General features: G+C 68.7%; 17 protein-coding genes. 13 read left to right on the forward strand and 4 right to left on the reverse strand.

The window, feature by feature from the left end; genetic code table 11:
* Positions 1-108 precede the first annotated feature (108 nt).
* A complete protein-coding gene (locus tag ACL03I_RS19910) occupies positions 109-1,881 on the forward strand; it encodes a dynamin family protein (RefSeq protein ID WP_459561385.1) in 1,773 nt (590 codons plus the stop codon).
* Between the two features lie 17 nt (positions 1,882-1,898).
* On the opposite strand, the gene ACL03I_RS19915 is transcribed toward ACL03I_RS19910, so the two are convergent.
* On the reverse strand, positions 1,899-3,881 hold the full coding sequence (locus tag ACL03I_RS19915) for a glycoside hydrolase family 15 protein (RefSeq protein WP_355072380.1): 1,983 nt from the start codon (positions 3,879-3,881) through the stop codon (positions 1,899-1,901).
* A gap of 110 nt (positions 3,882-3,991) precedes the next feature.
* Here ACL03I_RS19915 and ACL03I_RS19920 point away from each other — a divergent pair, with 110 nt between their 5' ends.
* Complete coding sequence (locus tag ACL03I_RS19920; protein ID WP_412806653.1) at positions 3,992-4,270, forward strand: hypothetical protein; 279 nt, start codon at positions 3,992-3,994, stop codon at positions 4,268-4,270.
* Positions 4,271-4,350: 80 nt separating this feature from the next.
* On the opposite strand, the gene ACL03I_RS19925 is transcribed toward ACL03I_RS19920, so the two are convergent.
* A complete protein-coding gene (locus ACL03I_RS19925; RefSeq protein WP_356966415.1) occupies positions 4,351-5,406 on the reverse strand; it encodes a M48 family metallopeptidase in 1,056 nt (351 codons plus the stop codon).
* A 68-nt stretch (positions 5,407-5,474) separates the two neighbouring features.
* On the opposite strand from ACL03I_RS19925, the gene ACL03I_RS19930 reads away from it, so the two are divergent.
* The 8 genes from ACL03I_RS19930 to ACL03I_RS19965 all read left to right on the forward strand — a co-directional run bounded on the left by ACL03I_RS19930 (position 5,475) and on the right by ACL03I_RS19965 (position 14,061).
* Positions 5,475-5,564 (forward strand): Ms4533A family Cys-rich leader peptide, encoded by a 90-nt coding sequence (locus tag ACL03I_RS19930; protein WP_321210233.1) that lies wholly within the window; start codon positions 5,475-5,477, stop codon positions 5,562-5,564.
* A gap of 206 nt (positions 5,565-5,770) precedes the next feature.
* Entirely contained in the window at positions 5,771-6,817 is a 1,047-nt protein-coding gene (locus ACL03I_RS19935) for a sulfate ABC transporter substrate-binding protein (RefSeq protein ID WP_355072386.1), read from the forward strand.
* Between the two features lie 96 nt (positions 6,818-6,913).
* The gene (gene cysT / locus ACL03I_RS19940; protein WP_379254765.1) at positions 6,914-7,747 is read left to right on the forward strand and encodes a sulfate ABC transporter permease subunit CysT; all 834 of its coding nucleotides are present in this window, start codon (positions 6,914-6,916) and stop codon (positions 7,745-7,747) included.
* A 67-nt stretch (positions 7,748-7,814) separates the two neighbouring features.
* Positions 7,815-8,621 (forward strand): sulfate ABC transporter permease subunit CysW, encoded by an 807-nt coding sequence (cysW, locus tag ACL03I_RS19945; protein WP_355072388.1) that lies wholly within the window; start codon positions 7,815-7,817, stop codon positions 8,619-8,621.
* On the forward strand, positions 8,618-9,613 hold the full coding sequence (locus tag ACL03I_RS19950; RefSeq protein WP_355072390.1) for a sulfate/molybdate ABC transporter ATP-binding protein: 996 nt from the start codon (positions 8,618-8,620) through the stop codon (positions 9,611-9,613). Before cysW ends, ACL03I_RS19950 begins: the two co-directional genes overlap by 4 nt.
* Before the next feature lie 579 nt (positions 9,614-10,192).
* On the forward strand, positions 10,193-11,299 hold the full coding sequence (locus ACL03I_RS19955) for an Hsp70 family protein (protein WP_412806654.1): 1,107 nt from the start codon (positions 10,193-10,195) through the stop codon (positions 11,297-11,299).
* 153 nt (positions 11,300-11,452) lie between these two features.
* On the forward strand, positions 11,453-12,469 hold the full coding sequence (locus tag ACL03I_RS19960; protein ID WP_412806655.1) for an AurF N-oxygenase family protein: 1,017 nt from the start codon (positions 11,453-11,455) through the stop codon (positions 12,467-12,469).
* A 5-nt stretch (positions 12,470-12,474) separates the two neighbouring features.
* Positions 12,475-14,061 (forward strand): FAD-dependent oxidoreductase, encoded by a 1,587-nt coding sequence (locus ACL03I_RS19965; protein WP_412806656.1) that lies wholly within the window; start codon positions 12,475-12,477, stop codon positions 14,059-14,061.
* Positions 14,062-14,123: 62 nt separating this feature from the next.
* Here the strand turns inward: ACL03I_RS19965 and ACL03I_RS19970 are convergent, their stop codons facing one another.
* Positions 14,124-14,885, reverse strand: a complete 762-nt coding sequence (locus tag ACL03I_RS19970; protein WP_412806657.1) for an SDR family NAD(P)-dependent oxidoreductase — start codon at positions 14,883-14,885, stop codon at positions 14,124-14,126.
* A gap of 537 nt (positions 14,886-15,422) precedes the next feature.
* Here ACL03I_RS19970 and ACL03I_RS19975 point away from each other — a divergent pair.
* Both ACL03I_RS19975 and ACL03I_RS19980 read left to right on the forward strand, forming a co-directional pair.
* Positions 15,423-17,561, forward strand: coding sequence for an Hsp70 family protein (locus ACL03I_RS19975; protein WP_412806658.1), 2,139 nt, complete (start codon positions 15,423-15,425; stop codon positions 17,559-17,561).
* 97 nt (positions 17,562-17,658) lie between these two features.
* On the forward strand, positions 17,659-18,453 hold the full coding sequence (locus ACL03I_RS19980) for an HAD family hydrolase (RefSeq protein ID WP_355072400.1): 795 nt from the start codon (positions 17,659-17,661) through the stop codon (positions 18,451-18,453).
* 96 nt (positions 18,454-18,549) lie between these two features.
* Here ACL03I_RS19980 and ACL03I_RS19985 read toward each other — a convergent pair whose 3' ends face one another.
* Positions 18,550-18,960, reverse strand: a complete 411-nt coding sequence (locus ACL03I_RS19985; protein WP_412806659.1) for a VOC family protein — start codon at positions 18,958-18,960, stop codon at positions 18,550-18,552.
* A gap of 98 nt (positions 18,961-19,058) precedes the next feature.
* On the opposite strand from ACL03I_RS19985, the gene ACL03I_RS19990 reads away from it, so the two are divergent.
* Complete coding sequence (locus ACL03I_RS19990; RefSeq protein WP_412806660.1) at positions 19,059-20,027, forward strand: helix-turn-helix transcriptional regulator; 969 nt, start codon at positions 19,059-19,061, stop codon at positions 20,025-20,027.
* Positions 20,028-20,241: the final 214 nt, after the last annotated feature.

The following is a 20,241-nucleotide window of genomic DNA, read 5'->3' on the forward strand; positions in this document are numbered from 1 at the left end:
CGTAGCGGGTTCCGACGACTGCGGAGTGGTCGCAGGGGGCACCTGAACGAAAGTCATCGAGAGTAAGGAGGAGGGTTGTCTGCCGCTGCCGGGCTGAAGGCTGCGACCGTGAAACATCCGGACGCGATGGCCCCGCTCATTCGGATACTCGACGAGCTGCGGGAGACGGCCCGATCCGCGGGACGCGACGACCTCGGCAGCCGACTGAGCATGGTTCGTGCCAGGGTGAGCGATCCCCGGGTACGGCTCGTGGTCGTCGGTCGTCCGAAGAACGGCATGAGCACGCTGGTCAACAGCTTGGTCGGTGCCTCGGTCAGCGCGACGAACAGCGATCTGAGCGTCCCGGTGATCGTCGAGTACGGGCCGGAGCCGACCGCGACGCTGGTGCGGCAGACCGAGCACGGCCGCACCGAACGTCAGTCGGTCGACCCGCTCGATCCCGGTCCCGCGCTGGCCACCCAGGGCGTCGTCCGTGCCGAGTTCACTCAGCCCAGCCCGCTGCTCGCCGACGGTGTCGTGGTGATGGACGCGCCGGGCGCGCTGGGCGACAACCGCACCACCTGGTCGATGATCGCCGCGGCCGACGCCGTGCTCTACGTCGGCGACGCGGGCACCGAGCTGACCGTGGAGCAGATCGCCGAGTTGCAGCGCATCCAGCAGATCTGCCCGACCGTGATCTGCGTGCTGAACAAGATCGACGTGTTCCCGCACTGGTCGCGCACCCAGCAGCGCAACCGGGAACTGCTGGACTCGGCGGGACTCGGCTTCGCGGTGGCCCCGGTCTCCGCGGAACTGCACCGGCAGGCCGGGTTGACCGGTGACTACCAGCGCGACATCGAATCCGGCGTGCCGCAGCTGATCGATCATCTGCGCGACTACGTGGTCGCCCGTGCGGACGCGGTGGCGCTGGAAGCCGCGGTCGGGGACATCCGCCTGGTCTGCGATCACCTCGCGCTGACCCTGCGCACCGAAGCCGAGGCGCTGCGCGACCCGCGACGCCGCGCTGAGATCACCGACCAGCTCGCCCGCGCGCGCGACGAGGCCGATCAGCTGCGGCAGCGCACCGCGAACTGGCAGGTCACGCTGGTCGACGGCGCGACCGAGCTGATGGCCGACATCGAGCACGACCTGCGCCACCGGCTGCGCAGCCTGATCCGCGACGCCGAGGCCGAGATCGCCCAGACCGATCCGGCGCGCCGCTGGAAGGATTTCGCCGCCGATCTGGACGCGCGCATCTGCGAGGCGGTCGAGGAGAACTTCGCCGTGGCGCACTACCGCTCGATGGAGCTGTCCGAGCAGGTGGCCGCCAAGTTCCCGGCCGACAACCGGACCCCGCCGCTGCCGGACCTGCGCTTGTCCAACCCCGGTGAGGTGCTCGAGGCGGTGCAGCCGCTGGAGCCTCTCGAGAGCGCGAAAGCCAGGCTGACGCAACAGGCGCTGTCCACGCTGCGAGGATCCTATGGCGGCATTCTGATGGTCGGCCTGGTCACGAGCATTCTGAAGATGTCGTTGGTGAACTGGTACTCAATCGGCGCAGGTGTGCTGCTCGGCATCAACGCGCTGTGGGACGAACGCAAGAATCTCAAGCAGCGCCGCCGGGCCGAGGCCAAGGTAGCGGTGGCCCGCCTGATGGACGACGTGATCTTCCAGGTCGGCAAGGAGTCGCGTAACCGCTTGCGCGCCGTGCAGCGAGTGCTGCGCGACCACTTCACCGACATCGCGACCGAGGTTTCGCGCGCCGCGGACGACGCGCTGCGCTCGGCCGAGGAGAACTACGGGAAGTACGGCGACCGCAGGCCGGAGCGGATCGCCGACCTCGAGGCGCGGCTCGGCAAACTGCACGCGCTGCGCGAGGAGGCCGACGGACTGGTTCCCGCGTAGACCGTTCCCGGCGTGGGTCAGACCGGATGGCCCTGCGGGGTGTTCGCGGGCTGGAAGCGGCCCGCGTGCCGGGAGCTCTCGGCGCGGATGACGTGGGTCACGGCGTTGATCAGCGCGAGGTGGGTGAACGCCTGGGGGAAGTTACCGAGGTGGCGGCCACTGCGCGGATCGATCTCCTCGGCGTACAACCGCAGGGGGCTGGCGAAGCCGAGCAGTCGTTCGCACAGGTGCCGCGCCCGCTGGATCTCCCCGATCTCGACCAGCGCGGAGACCAGCCAGAACGAGCAGATGGTGAACGCTCCTTCCGTGCCGCTCAGGCCGTCGTCGGTCGTTTCGGTCCGGTACCGCAGCACCAAGCCGTTCTCGGTGAGCCGGTCGGCGATGGCCAGCACGGTCGCGCGCACGCGGTCGTCCTCGGGCGGCAGGAAGCGGGTGAGCACCACCAGCAGCAGCGAGGCGTCCAGCGTGTCGCCGCCGTAGACCTGGGTGAACACGCCTTCTGAGGTGACGCCGTTGGCCAGGACGTCGGCCTTGATCTCCTCCGCGATCGCGTACCACTCTTCGGCGTGCTCGTACTGGCCGTGCAACTCGGCGAGCTTCGCGCCGCGGTCCAGCGCCACCCAGCACATCACCTTGGACGAGGTGAAGTGCTGCGGCTCACCGCGCACCTCCCAGATGCCCCGATCGGGCTCCTTCCAGTGCTCGATGGCGGCGTGCACTTGGCGGACCAGTAGCGGCCACAGCGTCTCCGGCACCTGCTGGCGCGACTTCACGTGCAGGTACACCGCGTCGAGCATGGTGCCCCAGATGTCGTGCTGATCCTGGCTGTAGGCATTGTTGCCGATGCGCACCGGACGGGACTGGTCGTAGCCGCCCAAGTGATCGAGGATGATCTCGTCGAGCTGCCGCTCGCCCCCGATGCCGTAGAGCACCTGCAGCGGGACGGGCTCGCCGTCCTCGCCGGTCGTCGCGTCGTTGAGAAAGGCGAAGAAGTCGTCGGCCTCCCGGTCCAGGCCCAGCGTGTACAGGCCCCACAGCGCGAAGCTGGCATCCCGCACCCAGCTGTAGCGGTAATCCCAATTGCGTTCTCCGCCAGGGGTTTCCGGCAGCGAGGTGGTGGCGGCGGCCATCAGGGCGCCGGTCGGAGCGTAGGTGAGGCCTTTGAGGGTGAGCGCGCTGCGCTGCAAGTAGTTGCGCCACGGGTGATCGGGGAACTTGCCGAGCGTGATCCACTGGCGCCAGCATTCGGTGGTCTGCCACATCTTCTCGGCGGCCTCGCCGAAGGTGCGCGGCGCGGGCAGTTCCGACCAGGTGAGCGCGACGAAGACCTCGTCGCCCTCTTTCATCCTGGTGCGGGCGCGCGCCTCGCGCCCCTCGAGTCCGAGACGCAGATCGGTGGTGAGCACCAGGCTCGGCCCGGCGCTGGGCTCGTCGCCGCGCACCGCGGTCGCCTCCTCGTACACCTTGCCGGTGTACTCCCACCGTGCGCTCGCCCGGTGGTAGTCGAACGCGGGCTCGCAGCTCACCTCCAGCTCCACGGTGCCGTTCACGCATTTCACCGTGCGCAGCAGCAGATGCTCGGCATCCCAGTCCATCGGGGTGCGCCGGTGGGTCTTGCTGCGCTGATCGTTGTTGTGCCAGGGGCCGAGCACCAGTGCGTCGCGCACGATCAGCCAGCCGGTGCCGGTCTGCCAGGTGGTCTCCAGGATCATCCCGCCGGGCAGGTAGCGGCGGGCGGCGGGCACGTTGACCCCGTACGGCCCGACCCGGAAGTGCCCCGCGCTGCGGTCGAGGAGCGCCCCGAAGATGCTCGGCGAATCCGGCCGCGGAACACACATCCATTCCACCGCGCCGTTGCTGGCGACCAGGCAACTCGTCTCGCAGTCGGACAGGAAGGCGTAGTCATCGATCGGCGGGTACGCGCCGTGGCGGTGGGTTTCGGCCAAGTTCGTCGGCAGGCCGTCGGAGTCGTTGAGGGTGAGGTCATCGGAGGACGCCATACTCCATCTTCGGGCCGATGTACGCCCGTCGTCCACTGCGCGATTTCTCCGTCCGCCGATGTGGCCGACGGCCTCGTGGAACCGGCCGGCGTACCGACTAGGCTGGAGCCGTGCATCGCATCGCAGGTTGGTGGGACGGCTTCGAGCTGTGGGTGGCGGGACTGCCGTTCATCCCGCAGTTCCTCGTGGTGCTCGTGGGCATGGTCCCGATCAGCTTCGCCATCGCCTACGGGCTCGATCGCGTGCTGCGCGCTGTGCTGCGCGTGCTGGATCGCCGCTACGGCGCCCATTCCGCCCCGCCCCGCCCCGCCCCGGCCGCTGCGGCGGCGGTGCTCGAACCCGGGCAGGCCGCCGCCGATCGCACTCCCGTGCAGAGCGGGGCGCGCTGATGCCTCGTTCGCGGGTTCAGCTCGCCCTCATCGCGCTGCTCGTGCTGATCGTCGTCGCCTGGTTGATCACCCGCTGACGGTCAGTTCCCGCCGCCGCGCCAGTCGCCGAACCGCTTGCCGAGCTTCGCGACGGTGTCGCCTACCTCGTGGGCGACCGTGCTCGCCGCCGCGCCGACATCCCGGCCCAGCGTGCGCACGGTACGGATGAGCGGATCGTCGGACTGGTCGAAGTTCGTGCGGTAGGTGCGGGCGGCGGCCTTCATCTCGTCGGTGATCCGGGTGGCGCGATCCTGGTCACGGCGCGGATAGTCGCCCGAGAGCACGCGGTCGTAGTCGCCGCTCTGGATCCAGCGGCGCAGTTCGGCCGCGCGCAGCACGGAGAACGGGTGGCTCTGTAACTCCAGGTTGAGCAGCTTCAGCACGCCGTCGCGCAGATCGCCGGACCGCTCGTAGTCGTCGGCCTGGGACAGGAACGCCCCGTGGTTCATCTCCTTCACCAAGGCGCCCCCGGCCGTCTTCATGTGCACGCGTACCGAAGCGTCGACATCCTGGCCGCACAGCAGCCCGGCCCGGTCGCCGGACAGCTCGGACTTGCGGCTCCACTCCATCAGGGCCGCGACGATGCCGCGCAGAGCCCACCCACCGACCGGCAACCAGCCGACGCTCGCCGAGACCCGCAGCAGGTGCATGAGCATCGTGCGGTACACCGCGTGGCCGGACAGCGCGTGCCCGAGTTCGTGGCCCACTACGAAACGCAGCTCCTCGGTGTCCATCAGTTCGAGCAACCCGGTGGTCAGCACAATGAACGGCCGGTCCATGCCGATGGTGAAGGCATTCACCTGTGGGCTCTGCAACACGAACAGCTCGGGCGTCGTGGGGGCGTCCAGGATTCGCACACAGTCCTCGCGCAGGTGGTGCAGGGTGCGGAATTGCCGCTCGTCCACCCGTACCGCGGTGGCCAGATACAGCAGTCGGTGCTGGCGTTCTTGCAGCAAACCCGACAATGTGCGCAGCACCACGTCGAACCCCGGCAGTGACCGCAGGGTAACCAGGGCGGTGCGGTCGGCCGGGTGCTCCCACGTGCGGGTGCTGATGCCGGGGAATGTCGTGCGGACGCGATCCGGACTGGTGGTCATAAGGTGAAACCCCCTCTTCCTGGGCTCTTCGATTCGAACTCCGCCTTGCGCTCTGCTACAGTCTGCCCGTGTCTTCGAGCGCAGTCCCGCAGGTCCGCCATGAATTGGCGTTGATTGCTGTCGGTGACCTCGCGGTCGCGGACGTCTACTGTCGCTGATCGCGACCGGGCACATCCGCGTCTCGTTTGTCAGCAGACTGGCGCGCTTCTTGCAGATGTGCTTTCGCTTCCCGACGGCCCGTTGTGGGCCGGTAGTCGCGCCGCTGCCGTATCGCTCGATCGGCGGGTCTGCTGAATCGATAAGTTTGTCGCCGCCACCGATGTGTTACCGGAGAACTGGCGGTCCGCACGAAAGGTCCACCCCGATGGCTCGCAAATCCTGGCTTTCGCCGCGCCGACGCTACAGCGCCGTTGCCCTAGCCGCCCTAGCGGCGGTCGCGCTGACCGCGTGCGGCGGCGGAGCCAGCGACACGGTCGGGGCGGGCGCTTCCGACGGCAGCGGCGGCACCCTGAACCTCTACGCCTACGCCGTGCCGAAGCCCGGCTTCGACAAGGTGATCCCCGAGTTCAACAAGACCGAGCAGGGCAAGAACGTCCAGATCCAGCAGTCCTACGGCGCCTCCGGCGACCAGTCCCGCAAGGTGAAGGACGGCGCCGAGGCCGACGTCGTGAACTTCTCGGTCGAGCCGGACATCACTCGCCTCGTCGACGCGGGCCTGGTGGACGCGAGCTGGAACGCCGACGCCACCAAGGGCATCCCGTTCGGCTCGGTGGTCGCGATCGTCGTGCGCAAGGGCAACCCGAAGGGCATCAAGGACTGGGACGACCTGCTGAAGCCGGGCGTCGAGGTGGTCACCCCGAACCCGTTCAGCTCCGGTTCGGCCAAGTGGAACCTGCTCGCGCCGTACGCGGCCAAGAGCGACGGCGGCAAGAACCCGCAGGCGGGCCTGGACTACCTGAGCAAGCTGGTCTCCAAGGAGCACGTGAAGGTGCAGCCGAAGTCCGGCCGCGAGGCGACCGAGACGTTCCTGCAGGGCACCGGTGACGTTCTGCTGAGTTACGAGAACGAGGCGATCTTCTCCGAGCGCAACGGCGATCAGATCGAGCACTTCGTCCCGCCGGTCACGTTCAAGATCGAGAACCCGGTCGCGGTGCTGAAGAACAGCAAGAACCAGCAGAAGGCCGTCGCCTTCCGCGACTTCCTGTTCACCACCGCGGGCCAGAAGGCCTGGGCCGCCGCCGGTTTCCGCCCGGTCGACCCGAAGGTCGCCGCCGACTACGCCAAGGACTTCCCGACCCCGCAGAAGCTGTGGACGATCGCCGACCTCGGCGGCTGGAAGACCGTGGACAAGGAACTGTTCACCCCGAACACGGGTTCGGTAGCGGTGATCTATGACAACGCCACCAAGTGACCGGGTGACCCCCGTTACACGGGATACTGGACGATCGTGACTACGAGCAGTAACGCCGGGACCGCGCAGGCAGCTGGTCCCGGCGTCTCCGAACCCGTGCGTCCCGATCGCCGCTGGAACTGGTCGTGGCTGCGCGTGACCGGCTCGGTGGGTCCGCTCGGCATCGCCACCGCGGTGCTGTGGCTGAGCATCATCGTGCTGCTGCCACTGGCGGCGCTCACCGTGACCAGCTTCGAGGACGGGTGGTCCGGTTTCTGGGACGCCGTCACCGCGCCCGCCGCGCTGGACTCGCTGCGCATCACCGTGCTGGTCTCGGTGGTGGTGGCGGTGGTCAACGTGGTCATGGGCACGCTGATCGCCTGGGTGCTGGTCCGCGACCGGTTTCCCGGCAAGGGTGTGGTCAACGCGCTGATCGACCTGCCGTTCGCGCTGCCGACTATCGTCGCCAGTATCGTGCTGCTCTCGCTGTACGGTCCGCAGAGTCCGATCGACATCCACCTGAACGCCACCCAGCCGGGCCTGGTGGTCGCGCTGGCGTTCGTCACGCTGCCGTTCGTGGTGCGTTCGGTGCAGCCGGTGCTGATCGAGGCCGACCGCGAGGTGGAACAGGCGGCGCTCTCGCTGGGCGCGAACAACTGGACCACCTTCCGCAGGATCGTGCTGCCCGCGCTGGCTCCCGCCATCATCAGCGGCGGCGGACTGGCCTTCGCCCGCGCGATCGGCGAGTACGGTTCGGTGGTGCTGATCGGCGGCGCGATCCCGCGCAAGACCGAGATGGCCTCCCAGTACATCCAGAAGCAGATCGAGATCGATCGGCCGGTGAACGCGGCGGCCGTGTCGGTCGCGCTGCTGGCCATCTCGTTCGCGACGCTGCTGGTTCTGCGGCTGCTCGCCGAACGCAGCGCGCGCAAGGAGCAGGCGAGCCGATGACAAACAATCGCGCAGCGCTCCCCGTGTCGCCGGGGCGCGGGCATTCCCCTGGGACGGAGCAGGGTCGATGAAACTGCATCCGCTGACCCGCATCTCGTTGCGGACGGTGGCGCTCGGCTACTTGTTCGTACTGCTGGTGCTGCCGCTGATCATCATCCTGTGGCGCACGTTCGAGCGGGGGATCGGCGCGTTCGTCGACTCGATCACCACGCCCGCGGCGATCTCGGCGTTCCAGCTCTCCCTCCTGATCGTCGCGATCACCGTCCCGGTGAACGTGGTCTTCGGCATCGTGACGGCGCTCGCGCTGGTGCGTGGAAAGTTCCCGGGCCGCAACCTGGTTCAGGGCATCGTGGACCTGCCGTTCGCGGTCTCGCCCGTGGTGGTCGGCGTCTCGCTGATCCTGCTCTGGGGCGCGGGCGGCTGGTTCGGCGGTCTGGAAGACCTGGGCTTCAAGGTCATCTTCAACCTACCGGGCATGGTGATCGCCACCATCTTCGTGACGCTGCCGTTCGTGGTGCGCGAGGTCGAGCCGGTGCTGCACGAGATCGGCGACGACCAGGAGCAGGCCGCGGCCACCCTGGGCGCGTCCAAGTGGCAGACCTTCTGGCGGATCACGCTTCCCGCGATCCGGTGGGGCCTGACCTACGGCGTGGTGCTCACCGTGGCCCGCGCGCTCGGCGAGTTCGGCGCCGTGATCATGGTGTCCTCCGCGCTGCCTGGCAAGTCGCAGACGCTGACGTTGCTCGTGCACGGCCGGTACATCAACGACCACAACACCTTCGGCGCGTACTCCGCCGCCACCTTGCTGATGGGCATCGCCCTCGTCACCCTTCTGCTGATGACCCTCCTCGAACGTAAGCGGGGCACAAAGTGATCACCGTGACCAACGCGAACAAGAACTACGGCACGTTCGCCGCCCTCGACGATGTCAGTCTGGACATCCCCTCGGGCGAACTCACCGCGCTGCTCGGCCCGTCGGGTTCGGGCAAGTCGACGCTGCTGCGCTCGATCGCCGGGCTGGAGTCGCTGGACACCGGCGTGGTCAGCATCGCGGGGCGCGACGTCACCCGGGTGCCGCCGCAGAAGCGCGACATCGGCTTCGTGTTCCAGCACTACGCGGCGTTCAAGCACATGACCGTGCGCGACAACGTGGCGTTCGGCCTGAAGATCCGCAAGCGCCCGAAGCACGAGATCAGCAAGCGCGTCGACGAATTGCTCGGCATCGTGGGACTGGACGGCTTCCAGCACCGCTACCCGGCCCAGCTGTCGGGTGGCCAGCGCCAGCGTATGGCGCTGGCCCGCGCGCTCGCCGTCGATCCGCAGGTGCTGCTGCTGGACGAGCCGTTCGGCGCGCTGGACGCCAAGGTCCGCGCCGACCTGCGGACCTGGCTGCGCAGGCTGCACGAGGAGGTCCACGTGACCACCGTGCTGGTCACCCACGACCAGGAGGAGGCGCTCGACGTCGCCGACCGGATCGCGGTGATGAACAAGGGCCGCATCGAGCAGATCGGCACTCCGGAGGACGTGTACGACCGGCCGGCCAACGAGTTCGTCATGTCGTTCCTCGGCGCGGTGGCCCGGCTCAACGGACATCTGGTGCGGCCACACGACATTCGCGTCGGCCGGGATCCCGGCATGGCGCTCGCCGAGCACGAGGGCACCGCCGATTCCGCGGGCGTCACCAGGGCGACGGTCGAGCGCGTGGTGCACCTCGGCTTCGAGGTGCGCGTGGAACTGCGCAACGCAGCGACCGGCGACCTGTTCGCCGCGCAGGTCACCCGCGGTGACGCCGAGGCGCTGCGACTGTCGGACGGCGAGACGGTGTACGTCCGCGCCACTCGGATCCCGGAACTGCCCGCGCACTAAGGGTTTTCGCGAACCGGTCGCATACTCGTCGACATAGGGAGTGTGGCGCTGAGAAGTTGCCACACTCTCTCCCGTTGCCGTGTCTACTGCTATCCGGCTGCGCTGCGGAACGGTTGCCGACGGGGAAGCGAGGTGTGCGCCAGGCGGCGGTCGTAGCGGCGTCGGGCCGGACCCGGCATGCGATGCGAATATCGACGACTGTCGCCGGGTCCGGCGCCCCGTCCATTCGGCGAATTGTCGGCACGGATCCGTCAAGGGGAGTCTCCCCATGTGGAGCGCGGTCGCTCGGCGCCGTGCGCGTAAGAACCCGGATTCCGGCAAACATCCACCGGGCATGATCTATCCCCGCGTGTCGCAAGGAAATCCGACTGGACGGCATGTGTAGTGCTGGTTGGCCTGGTGAGGGCGTCGTAGCCCGTGGATTCGGATGCGGCGAGGCACAGGCGGCTTGCGGACAATCGGTTGTCCGGACTTGGCACGAAGATCGCGGAGTGGTTGCCTAAACGGCGTTCGAAGCAAATCGGCACGGCGATCGGGTGGATTGCGATGGCGGTTGGTCTCGGGTTGAGCATCGGTACGGTGAACACGGTTTCCGTTCTCGCGGAGGAAGGTTCGGCCAAGGCTCCGCCGGGGCGACGCAAAACGCAGCGGGCGCAGACCATCACGCGCCGCACCACGCTGACCTTCGACAGCACCGGCGTGGCCAGGGTGGGCATGATTCCACGGCACGGCCGCGCGGTCACCGAATTCGCCGATCTCACGCAGCGTTCCAGCACGTGGGCGCGGGTGGGCAACCGCGCGCTCGCCCCGGCGGACCTCGTCGCGACGGTGGCGAAGTGCCTGACCGACGAGGCGCGGCAGGACCATCCCGGCTGCGGAAGCGGGCTCGGCATCGCGGTGGCCTATCCGGCCCGCTATGCCGACGAGCAGGTGGACGCGTTGCGCGCGGCGCTGGACGGCGTGGAACTGAAGCAGGCGGCGCTGGTGGCCGAACCCGTCGCGGCGGCGGCCTGGCTGGAGGCCGACCGTGGTCCGCTCATGCCGGGTCTCGCCCTCGTCTACGACCTCGGCGGTGCCGGGCTCGACGTCACGCTGGTCCGGGTGGGTGCGGGATGTCCGCGCAATCCGATCGTCGGGGTCTCGCTGCGTTCCACCGAGTTCGGCGGACGCGCGTTCGGGGCGTTGATCGCCGAGCAAGCCGGGCCGGGCCCGCACTCGTCTTCGGTCGCCGAGTCGGTCGCCGACACGATCGCGGGCGAACTGCGCGTCAAGCATGTCCGGGAGTCGCTGGAACTCGTCTACCGCTGCTTGCGGGTCGCGGACGTCACCATGGCCGACGTCGACCGCGTGCTGGTGGTCGGCGGGGCGGCGCGACCGGCGGAGGTGGCCGAGGTCTTGGCGGCGGAATTGGCCAGGCCGGTGATCGTCGCCGCCGATCCCGGGCGGACCACCGCCGACGGCGCCGCGATCCTCGGACGGAGGGCGGCGGCCGCGGCCGAGGCGGCGGCCGAGCTGCGCCGGGTCAGGCGCAGGCGCGTCCGTCGTCGTGCCGCCACGCGGGCCCTGATGCTGTCGCGCCGGACCAGGCGCAGGCTGGGCCGGGTGGTCGTCGTCACGAGTATGTCGGCCGTATTCGGTTTCGGGACTTCGATCCTGGCGGTCGGTGACGGGGTGCTGGTGAGTTAGGCCCCGGCACGGACCGCGATGAACAGGGGCCGTCCGGCGGTGCGCGTGATGAGGGCGCGCATCGCCGGACGGCCCTAGCAACTGCTGGGTTGACGTAACTCTCCGTTGGTGTAACTATGGGATACAGTTAAACGGTTCCATCGAGGAGAGGCAGTGACGACGATGTCCGCAGCCGTGACACCAGCCGTCGATCCCGATCTTGAAAAGGCGCAGGAGTACGCCGCGAAGCTGCTGCTGCTCTCCGAGGGATCGGTCAACAAGCACTTCGATCCCTTCGAAGACATCGACTGGGACAACCCCGACTTCGCCGCCGACGCCGGCGAGGAGCGCTGGATTCTGCCCGTGTCCGCCGACACGGTGGCGCGCCACCCCTGGTATCAGGCGTTGTCGACCGAGCAGAAGATCGCGGTCGGCAAGTACCGGCAGGCGAACATCGCCAAGGTCGGCCTGCAGTTCGAGTCGATCCTGATCAGCGGCATGGTCATCCACAACTTCGGCCTGCCCAACGGCTCGCCGGAGTTCCGGTACTGCTCCCACGAGATGATCGAGGAGCACAACCACACCCTGATGTTCCAGGAGATGGTCAACCGGATCGGCCTGGACGTGCCCGGCATGGGCCCGCTGGTCAGCAAGTTCAAGTACCTGGGCGCGCCCGTGGCGGCCTGGTTCCCGAATCTGTTCTTCATGGCCGTGCTGGCCGGTGAGGAGCCGATCGACCACATCCAGAAGCAGATCTTGCGCTCGGGCGAAGAGGTGCACCCGATCATGCGCGGCGTGATGGCCATTCACGTCGCCGAAGAGGCGCGGCACATCTCCTTCGCGCACGAGTTCCTGAAGAACCATGTGCCGGAAGCGAAGCCGGCGCAGAAGTTCATCCTCTCGCTGGCCATGCCGATCGTCATGCGGATTCTCGGCCGCTCGATCGTCACGCCGCCGCGGTCGTTCTTCACCGAGTTCGACATCCCGGAGAAGGTCCGCAAGGAGCTGTTCTATGGCTCGCCGGAGGCCAAGCAGGTCTTCAGCGATTACTTCTGTGACGTGCGCGCCCTGGCCAAGGACATCGGATTGATGAACCCGGTCGCCAAGGCGGTCTGGAAGGCGCTCGGCATCGACGGTCCCAGCACTCGGTACCGATCGGAACCGCTGCGCGCCGCGAACAAGGTCGCCTGAGTCGCATGCCGTACGTCGTCACCCAATCCTGTTGCAGCGACGCGTCCTGCGTGTACGCCTGCCCGGTCAACTGCATCCATCCCACGCCCGACGAACCGGACTTCCGGACGGCGGAGATGCTGTACGTCGACCCGCAGGCGTGCGTGGACTGCGGCGCCTGCGCCACCGCGTGCCCGGTCGACGCCATCGTGTCATCGAAGAAGCTGACCGCTGAGCAGAAGCCGTTCATCGAGATCAACGCCGATTTCTACCGGCAGGCGCGACCGCGCCCCCTGCTGGCGCGACCGGTGCCCGCGGCACGGATCCACACCGAGCGCACGCCGCTGCGGGTGGCGATCGTTGGGTCGGGTCCTTCGGCGATGTACGCCGCCGACGAACTGCTGACCCAGCCCGAGGTGTCGGTGACGGTGTTCGACCGGTTGCCGGTGCCCTACGGGCTGGCCAGGCACGGCGTCGCACCGGACCACGAGAAGACCCGCAAGGTCGGCGAGCTGTTCGACGTCATCGCGGCCCAGCCGGGGTTCCGTTCGTACTTGAACGTGGACGTGGGCGCGCACGTTTCGCATGCCGAGCTGCTCGAGCACTTCCACGCCGTGATCTACGCCGTCGGCGCGTCGTCGGATCGCAAGCTCGGCATCCCGGGTGAGGGCCTGGCGGGCAATGTCTCGGCCACCGACTTCGTCGCCTGGTACAACGGTCATCCCGACTACGCCGACCGTGCCTTCGACCTGTCCGGCCGGCGTGCCGTGATCGTCGGCAACGGCAATGTCGCGCTCGACGTCGCGCGCGTCCTCACCAGCGACCCGGCGACGCTGACCGGCACCGACATCGCGCCCTACGCATTGCGGGCGTTGCGCGAGAGCAAGGTCGAGGAGGTGGTCGTGCTCGGGCGGCGCGGTCCGCTCGAATCCGCTTTCACAGTGCCGGAGTTCGTCGGCTTGCTCGGATGCGACGTGGACATCGTGATCGAGGGTGAGCTGCCCGAGCTCGGCGCGGAACTGCCGTTCCATGTCGAACAGAAGCTGCGGCTGCTGCACAGTGTGCGCACCCGGCCGGTGGGGCAACGCAAGCGCATCGTGTTCCGCTATCTGGCCGCGCCCACGGAGATCCTCGGCACCGATCGGGTGACCGGTCTCGCAATCGGCCGCACCGAGCTGGTCACCGATCCGGACGGCCGCATCAGTGCCGTCGAGACCGGGCAGACCGATCGGCTCGACGCGGGCCTGGTGCTCACCTCGGTCGGCTACCGCGGCGTGGCGGTGCCGGGCCTGCCGTTCGACGAGCAGGCCGCGGTGATCCCGCACCAGGACGGCCGGGTGCTGGAGCGCCCGGGCGGCGCCGTGGTCACCGGCACCTACGTGACCGGCTGGATCAAGCGCGGGCCCACCGGCTTCATCGGGACCAACAAGTCCTGCGCGCAGGAGACGGTGCGGCAGTTGGCCGCCGACTTCAACGCGGGCCGCCTGACCGAACCCGCCGGCGGCGCGGCGGAACTCGATCGGCTGGTGCGGCTGCGGCAGCCCGCGGTGCGGGCCGGGGGAGCGGTGGAAGCTCGCCCAGGCCGGGTCCGCCGCTTGCTGGCGCGCGCCTGACGAACCCCGCCTCGGGATACCCCGGCCGCGCCGGTATCCCGAGGCGGTCCCACGTCCAGAGGTCACCGTGCGGTGAAGCCGCCGTCGATGGCGAGTGCCGCACCCGTGACGAAACTGGCTTCGCCGCTGAGCAAATAGGCGCAGAACGAGGCGATCTCCTCCGGCGTCGCGATGCGGCCGAGCGGGTGCAGCGCCGCGATGGCAGCCACTCCTTCGGGCGTCGCGCCCATCGAATTACGGAACGCCGGGGTGTCGACCGCCCCGGAGACCAGTGCGTTCGCCCGCACTCCCTGATCGGCGGCTTCGAGCGCCGCCGCTCGCGTCAAGCCGACCACTCCGTGTTTGGCGGCGACGTACGGCGCCACCGAGCCCATGCCCACCACACCCAGATTCGACGCGTTGTTCAGGATCGCGCCGCCGCCGGAGGCCGCCAGCGCGGGAACCTGATGCCGCAGGCCGTAGAACACGCTGGTGAGATTGAGCTCGAGATCGGCGCGCCAATCCGCCTCGTCGATCTCCGCGACCGGGCCGAAGGCGTGCACCGCGCCCGCGTTGTTGAACGCGGCGTCCAGGCGGCCGAATTCGGATACCGCGGCGTCGGTCAACCGAGCCACGTCCTGTTCCACCGTGACGTCGGTCGGCACGAACAGCGCGCGCCCGCCGGCCGCGCGGATGTCGGCGGCCACCTGCTCACCCGCGTCCTTGCCGCGTGCGCCGAGCACGACCGCGGCGCCTTCGCCCGCGACCCGCAGCGCGACGGCCTTGCCCACGCCCGAGGTCGCGCCGGTGACCAAGACGACCTGCTCCGCGAACCGTGTTGCCATCGTTCGATTTCCTCTCCACTCTCGCGATCGCACCTCCGTGGTGTGACCCGATGTCGAGTCAAGCCGGACGCGAACGAGGGTGCTGGCGGTAATTGGACATCTAATTGATGTGTCAATTGAATGCCGTCCCGTGGCGGCGTGCCGAGATGCACGGATTTGGCAAGGATTTGGTTACCTACCGGTGAGTGTCCGTCGAGCGGTGTGCTTTCGGTGGGGCAAACCGGCGATCGGTCGGATTTTCTCCTCATATCGAGGTCGCTGTGTGGTAGCGGAAACGCTGTGGGCTCAGTCTGATTCGTGATGTCGAGCGGGCTGGACGCGGGCGTCCACTCGTATCTACCTGGCAATTCGGACGATTATTGCTATCGGTCGAACATTCCGTATCAATTGCGCATCCACGCCGACGCGAAACAGCTAACCTGTGGTGGCTGTTTGGAAGACGACCGCGGCCACAGGGGAACGCCATGTGATGGACGTGGTCACGGTGCGTTGACGGGATAGCGAATGACTACAGGTCTGGGTTTCAGCATCGGTGCAGTGAATTCCGTGACGGCTTCGGTCAGCGCGGATCGGCCACGACCGGCGGTGCGGTCTCGCCGCACCGCGGTGACCTTCGACAGCGCGGGTGGACTGCGCCTCGGCGGGATTCCGCAATTCAGCATGGCGGTCACGGATTTCGCCGATCTGAGCCGTGATCCGGAGGCCGTGATCGTCGGCGGCCGCATCTGGTCGCCGGCCAATCTCGTGGCCGCGGTGGTCAACGAGCTCAGGGCGGTCGAGCCGAACGCGTCCGAGGCGGGCGTCGTGACCACCTACCCGGCGGTGTATTCCGACAAGCAGGTCGCGTTGTTGCGCCAGGCGCTGGACCTATCCGGGGCGAGCGACGTGCTGCTGGTGCCCGAGCCCGTCGCGGCGGCGGAATGGCTGGAACACGAGCACGGCCCGCTGGATACCGATTTCGTCTTGATCTACGACCTCGGCGGCACCAGCCTCGATGTGAGCATCGTGCGCGTGGGGCCCGACTGGGACAACCATCCGATGATCGGGAAGCCGACGCGCTCCCACGATTTCGGCGGCAGGCCGCTGGGGTCGATGATCGCGCGGTACGCCCCGGACGTCTCGCGCGCCGGACTGTCGATGACATCGATCGTCGACATCGACGGACTGCGTACCGCGCATGTGCAGGACTCGCTCCAATTGGTCCGCGACTGTGTGCGGGAAGCGGGCATCACGCTCTCCGATATCGGGCGTGTGCTGCTGGTGGGAGGGGCGTCGCGGCCTGCGGAGGTAGCGCGCACGCTCGCCGAACTCGGCCGGCCCGTGCTGATTTCGGCCGATCCGGGGCACACGATCGCCGCGGGCGCCGCGCTGATGGCCGCGCGCACCATGGCGCTCGGTGCGTCGGACCGCCGCGCCGCCGCGCCTCGCGTGGCGGTGTTCTCCAGTGCCGCGGTGGTCTCCGCGGTGGCCATGTCGGCCGTGACCGTCTTCGGCGGATCCATGGTTCCCGAGCTGGCGCCGATGCTCGAGCATCTTCCCCAAATCAGTTTCCCGACCGATAGTCTGCTGGTCGACGTCGGAAGCGAGCACCTCGCCGACGCCTGGTCCCGGATGGCCGTGCCCGCCGCATCGAACTCGGGCCGGGCGCTGCCCTCGCTGCTATCGCAGCCGACTTCCGCGTATACCCGATTCATCACACCTGTTCCGCGCAGCACCGGTTACGGTCCGTCGGTGGCCGAGTCCAGGATCGGATCGCACCGGGATCCGCGAAACTGCTGCGCCCCTGGGGGCCTGCGCTACCGGGGATATGGCGATCCCGCCTATTTCGTGAATCCATTGCCGTTCGCTCCGGTGGTTCGTCCCGTGCCCGGAGACATCGTGCAGCCGCCCGTTCCCGGACCGGCTCCTGGTCTGCCGCTGCCGGGGCAGGCCCCCGGGTCTGATCTGCCCGGACAGCCGCCCGCGCCGGGGCAGGTGTCCGCTCCCTGGTCGGGCACGCCGGGCTCCGCCGGTCCGGTATCGCAGAACGGCTCGAAGCCTGCGGAGCCCGGTGGGACGGCACCAGGGAGTTCTGCGGGCGGTCCGTCGACCGGAAGGTCGGACTCACCGGGCGGCGGTACGGCAACGGGCGAGCACGGCGAACCCTCCGCATCGAATTCGTCCTCTTCCGGGACAGCGAGCCCCGGGAGTTCCTCGTCCGTGGGGACCGACGGAACATCCACCTCGTCCGGCGGGAGCGCGTCGAGCGGTGGCTCGACGAACGATTCCACCGCGCACGAATCCTCCGACGACTCGCCGGGCGGGTCGACCGGTGGATCGTCGTGGGGAGGGTCGTCCGGGCACTCCACGACGCACGGATCGTCTTCGGCTGGGCCTGCCGGTAACTCGTCGTCGGACGGGTCGGCCGGTAATCCGTCGAACCATGGCTCGTCCTCCGGCGGCTCGGCTGACACTTCGTCGGCCCACGGCTCGGGGGCGTCGGCCGGTAATTCATCGAGCGGGCGGCCGGGCGGCGCATCGTCGGCGGGCGGCCACTCCGGTGGGAACCCCTCGGGCGCTTCGTCGTTCGGCGGCTCGCCGGGCCGATCCGGCTCGATCGGTGGGTCGGCAGGCGGGTCGTCCAGAGGAGGCGCCGGAGGTGCGGGCGGTGTCGGCGGCGGAGGGCGCGGTCGATAGCGGCCCAGCCCGGGACGGCGAATTGCCCAGTGGCGGTGCGGGTCTGGTCGCGCCGGATTCGACGGCGGGTGCGGCGGCCGCGAGGCACAATGGGTTGATGGCATCCGGGGGTCCCCAGCTGATCGCGCTGGACGTAGACGGGACGCTGCTGGATACGGGAACACCGATCAGTGCGCGGGTGGTCGCGGCGGTGCGCGCGGCCGTGGCGGCGGGTGCGCATGTCGTGATCACCACGGGACGCACGCTGCTGACCACACGTCCGGTGCTCACCGAACTCGGTCTGCGCGACGGACATGCCCTCTGCTCGAACGGCGCCGTGCAGATCGACGTGGCCAGGGGCGAACCGGTGGCGATCCAGGCGTTCGACCCGGCGCCCGCGATCACCGCGCTGCGCGCGCTGTTTCCCGCGATGATCTTCGCCGTGGAGAAGGTCGGCATCGGCACCTGGGCCACCGGAGCGAGCCCCGGCGAATTCTCGCTCGGCGAGTACCTGCTCGTCGACCATCACGCGTTGAGCAGCGAACCGACCCCGCGACTGAACGGCTGGCTGCCGGACGGTTCGCTGGAGGAGATGTTGCTGGCGCTGCGCTCCTTGCGCGTGCCCGGCGCGAGTTGGGTGCACGGCGAGTTCGGCCCGTGGCTCACCGTCTGCCGTCAGGGCGTGTCGAAGGGTTGGGCGCTGGAACAGCTCCGCATCGCCCTCGGTGTCCCGGACGAAGCGACGCTGGCCATCGGCGACGGCTACAACGATCGGGAAATGCTGCGCTGGGCGGCGCACTCGGTCGCGATGGCGAACGCGCCCACGGACGTTCGCGATCTCGCGGACGAAGTGACCGGCCATGTCCTCGAGGACGGCGTCGCCACCGTCCTGGAGCGCTGGTTCCGTCCCTGATCTTCCGATCGGGTCCGTTTCGAGCGAGAATCGCCCGGAGTGCGCGGCGTGGTGTCCGTCGAGAGGATACGGGCAGCACGCCGCCGTACTGCTGCATTACGCGGGACCGGTCTCGGCGAGTACCTCGAGGTAGTGCGGGTTGGACATGAGGCCGAGGACGTTGCCGAACGGGTCCACAACGGCGGCAGTGACGAAGCCCTCGCCGTTGCCGCGCGGGGTGATGGGATCGTAGACGGTCGCGCCGAGTTCCAGCAGCCGGTCGAACGTTGCCCGCACGTCGTCGACGTGCCAGTTCACGATCGCGCCGCCGGGGGCGTTGCGCGCTCCGGCGGGCGCGTAGGCGCGGTTCACGATGCCGAATTCGTGCTGGTAGTCGCCGATGCGGAACTCGTAGTAGCCGTTGGGCACCTGGTAGTAGGGCTCGGCGCCGAAGAACCGCGCGTACCAGTCCTTGGCGGCCTCGAGGTCGTCGGCGTAGAAAGTGCTCGTCGCCATTCCGCGCAGCATGGTGGTCTCCTTCGAATCGTTCTCATCCGTACTCGTAGATCCATCATCCGAGTAAAAGTGCGCACCGAATGAGCACTTTTGACGGCAGAATTGTGCGTATGCGAGCGGACCGATTGGTGGCGATCCTGCTGATGATGCAGACCCGAGGACGGGTGACGGCCGCGCAGGTCGCGGCGGAGCTCGAGACCTCGGTCGCCACCGCGCGCCGGGATCTCGAGGCGCTGTCGGCCGCAGGGGTGCCGGTGTATCCGCAGCCGGGGCGTGGCGGCGGCTGGTCGCTGGTGGGCGGTGCGCGCACGGATCTGACGGGGCTGACGGCGGGCGAGGCGCGGGCGCTGTTCCTCTTGGCGGGTCCCTCCGCGGGCGCGGTGCCGGAAGCCAAGTCGGCGCTGCGCAAGCTGGTGCGCGCGCTGCCGCAGACCTTTCGCGGCGAAGCGGAGGCGGCGGCCGATGCGGTGGTGATCGATCCCGCGCGCTGGGGTGCGACGGATCGCGAGCTGCCCCCGCTGGTGTCGCTGCTGCAACGCGCTGTCGTGCAGCGGGAAAAGGTCCGGCTGCGCTATGCGAACCGGACCGGGAAGCGGTCCGAGCGTCTCGTCGATCCCTGGGGTCTGGCTGACAAGGACGGTGTCTGGTACCTGATAGCCGGAACCGAGCGGGGCCGGCGGACTTTTCGCGTCGATCGGATCTCCGAGGCGTCTTGCACCGGTGAACCGGCGCATCGCCCAGCGGATTTCGATCTCGCCGGCGCCTGGGAACAGGTGGTCGAGGAGATGGAGCAGCGGCGCGCGACCCTCGCCGCCACCGTGTTGATCTCCGAGCGTCTGTTGCCGATCCTGCACGACCAGCAGGGGCGGAACTGCGTTGTGGACGGTCCGGTTGCCGACGGCCGCATCCAGGTTCGCGTCACCGCTCCCACCGCCTGGATGCTGGCCCAGCAGCTGGCGGGCTGGGGCGCCTCGATCGAGGTCCTCGACCCGCCCGAGGTCCGCGCCGAATTGGCCGGCCTCGGCGCCGAACTGGTCGAACGGTACGGATCGGACGGCCGGTCCGGCGCGGCACCATGACACTGTCCTGGGTAGATCGCAGGCATCGAACGCGGGTTGCTCCGCCATCGCGGCGGACCCGGGTTCGGTCGCTGCCCGCAAGGGCCTGGCCGGAGACGGGGCGTGTCGTCCTCGAATACCGCCGTGATCCTGGAACGGAGCGGTCGCGTCGTTCGCCTCGATCGGCGCCCGCAGCGCATTGCGCTCGGTTGTCCGCCTTTCGAGATGTGGTGGA

Origin of the sequence: Nocardia sichangensis, assembly GCF_047200615.1 — a bacterium.
In the GTDB taxonomy this organism is placed as follows: Bacteria; Actinomycetota; Actinomycetes; order Mycobacteriales; family Mycobacteriaceae; genus Nocardia; species Nocardia sichangensis.

Coding starts and splice junctions, on each gene's coding strand:
- ACL03I_RS19915 (WP_355072380.1), bottom strand. CDS start 3,881: ATGGCGTCCTCCGATGACCTCACCCTCAACGACTCCGACGGCCTGCCG.
- ACL03I_RS19925 (WP_356966415.1), bottom strand. CDS start 5,406: ATGACCACCAGTCCGGATCGCGTCCGCACGACATTCCCCGGCATCAGC.
- ACL03I_RS19935 (WP_355072386.1), top strand. CDS start 5,771: ATGGCTCGCAAATCCTGGCTTTCGCCGCGCCGACGCTACAGCGCCGTT.
- cysW (WP_355072388.1), top strand. CDS start 7,815: ATGAAACTGCATCCGCTGACCCGCATCTCGTTGCGGACGGTGGCGCTC.
- ACL03I_RS19965 (WP_412806656.1), top strand. CDS start 12,475: ATGCCGTACGTCGTCACCCAATCCTGTTGCAGCGACGCGTCCTGCGTG.
- ACL03I_RS19970 (WP_412806657.1), bottom strand. CDS start 14,885: ATGGCAACACGGTTCGCGGAGCAGGTCGTCTTGGTCACCGGCGCGACC.
- ACL03I_RS19980 (WP_355072400.1), top strand. CDS start 17,659: ATGGCATCCGGGGGTCCCCAGCTGATCGCGCTGGACGTAGACGGGACG.
- ACL03I_RS19985 (WP_412806659.1), bottom strand. CDS start 18,960: ATGCTGCGCGGAATGGCGACGAGCACTTTCTACGCCGACGACCTCGAG.
- ACL03I_RS19990 (WP_412806660.1), top strand. CDS start 19,059: ATGCGAGCGGACCGATTGGTGGCGATCCTGCTGATGATGCAGACCCGA.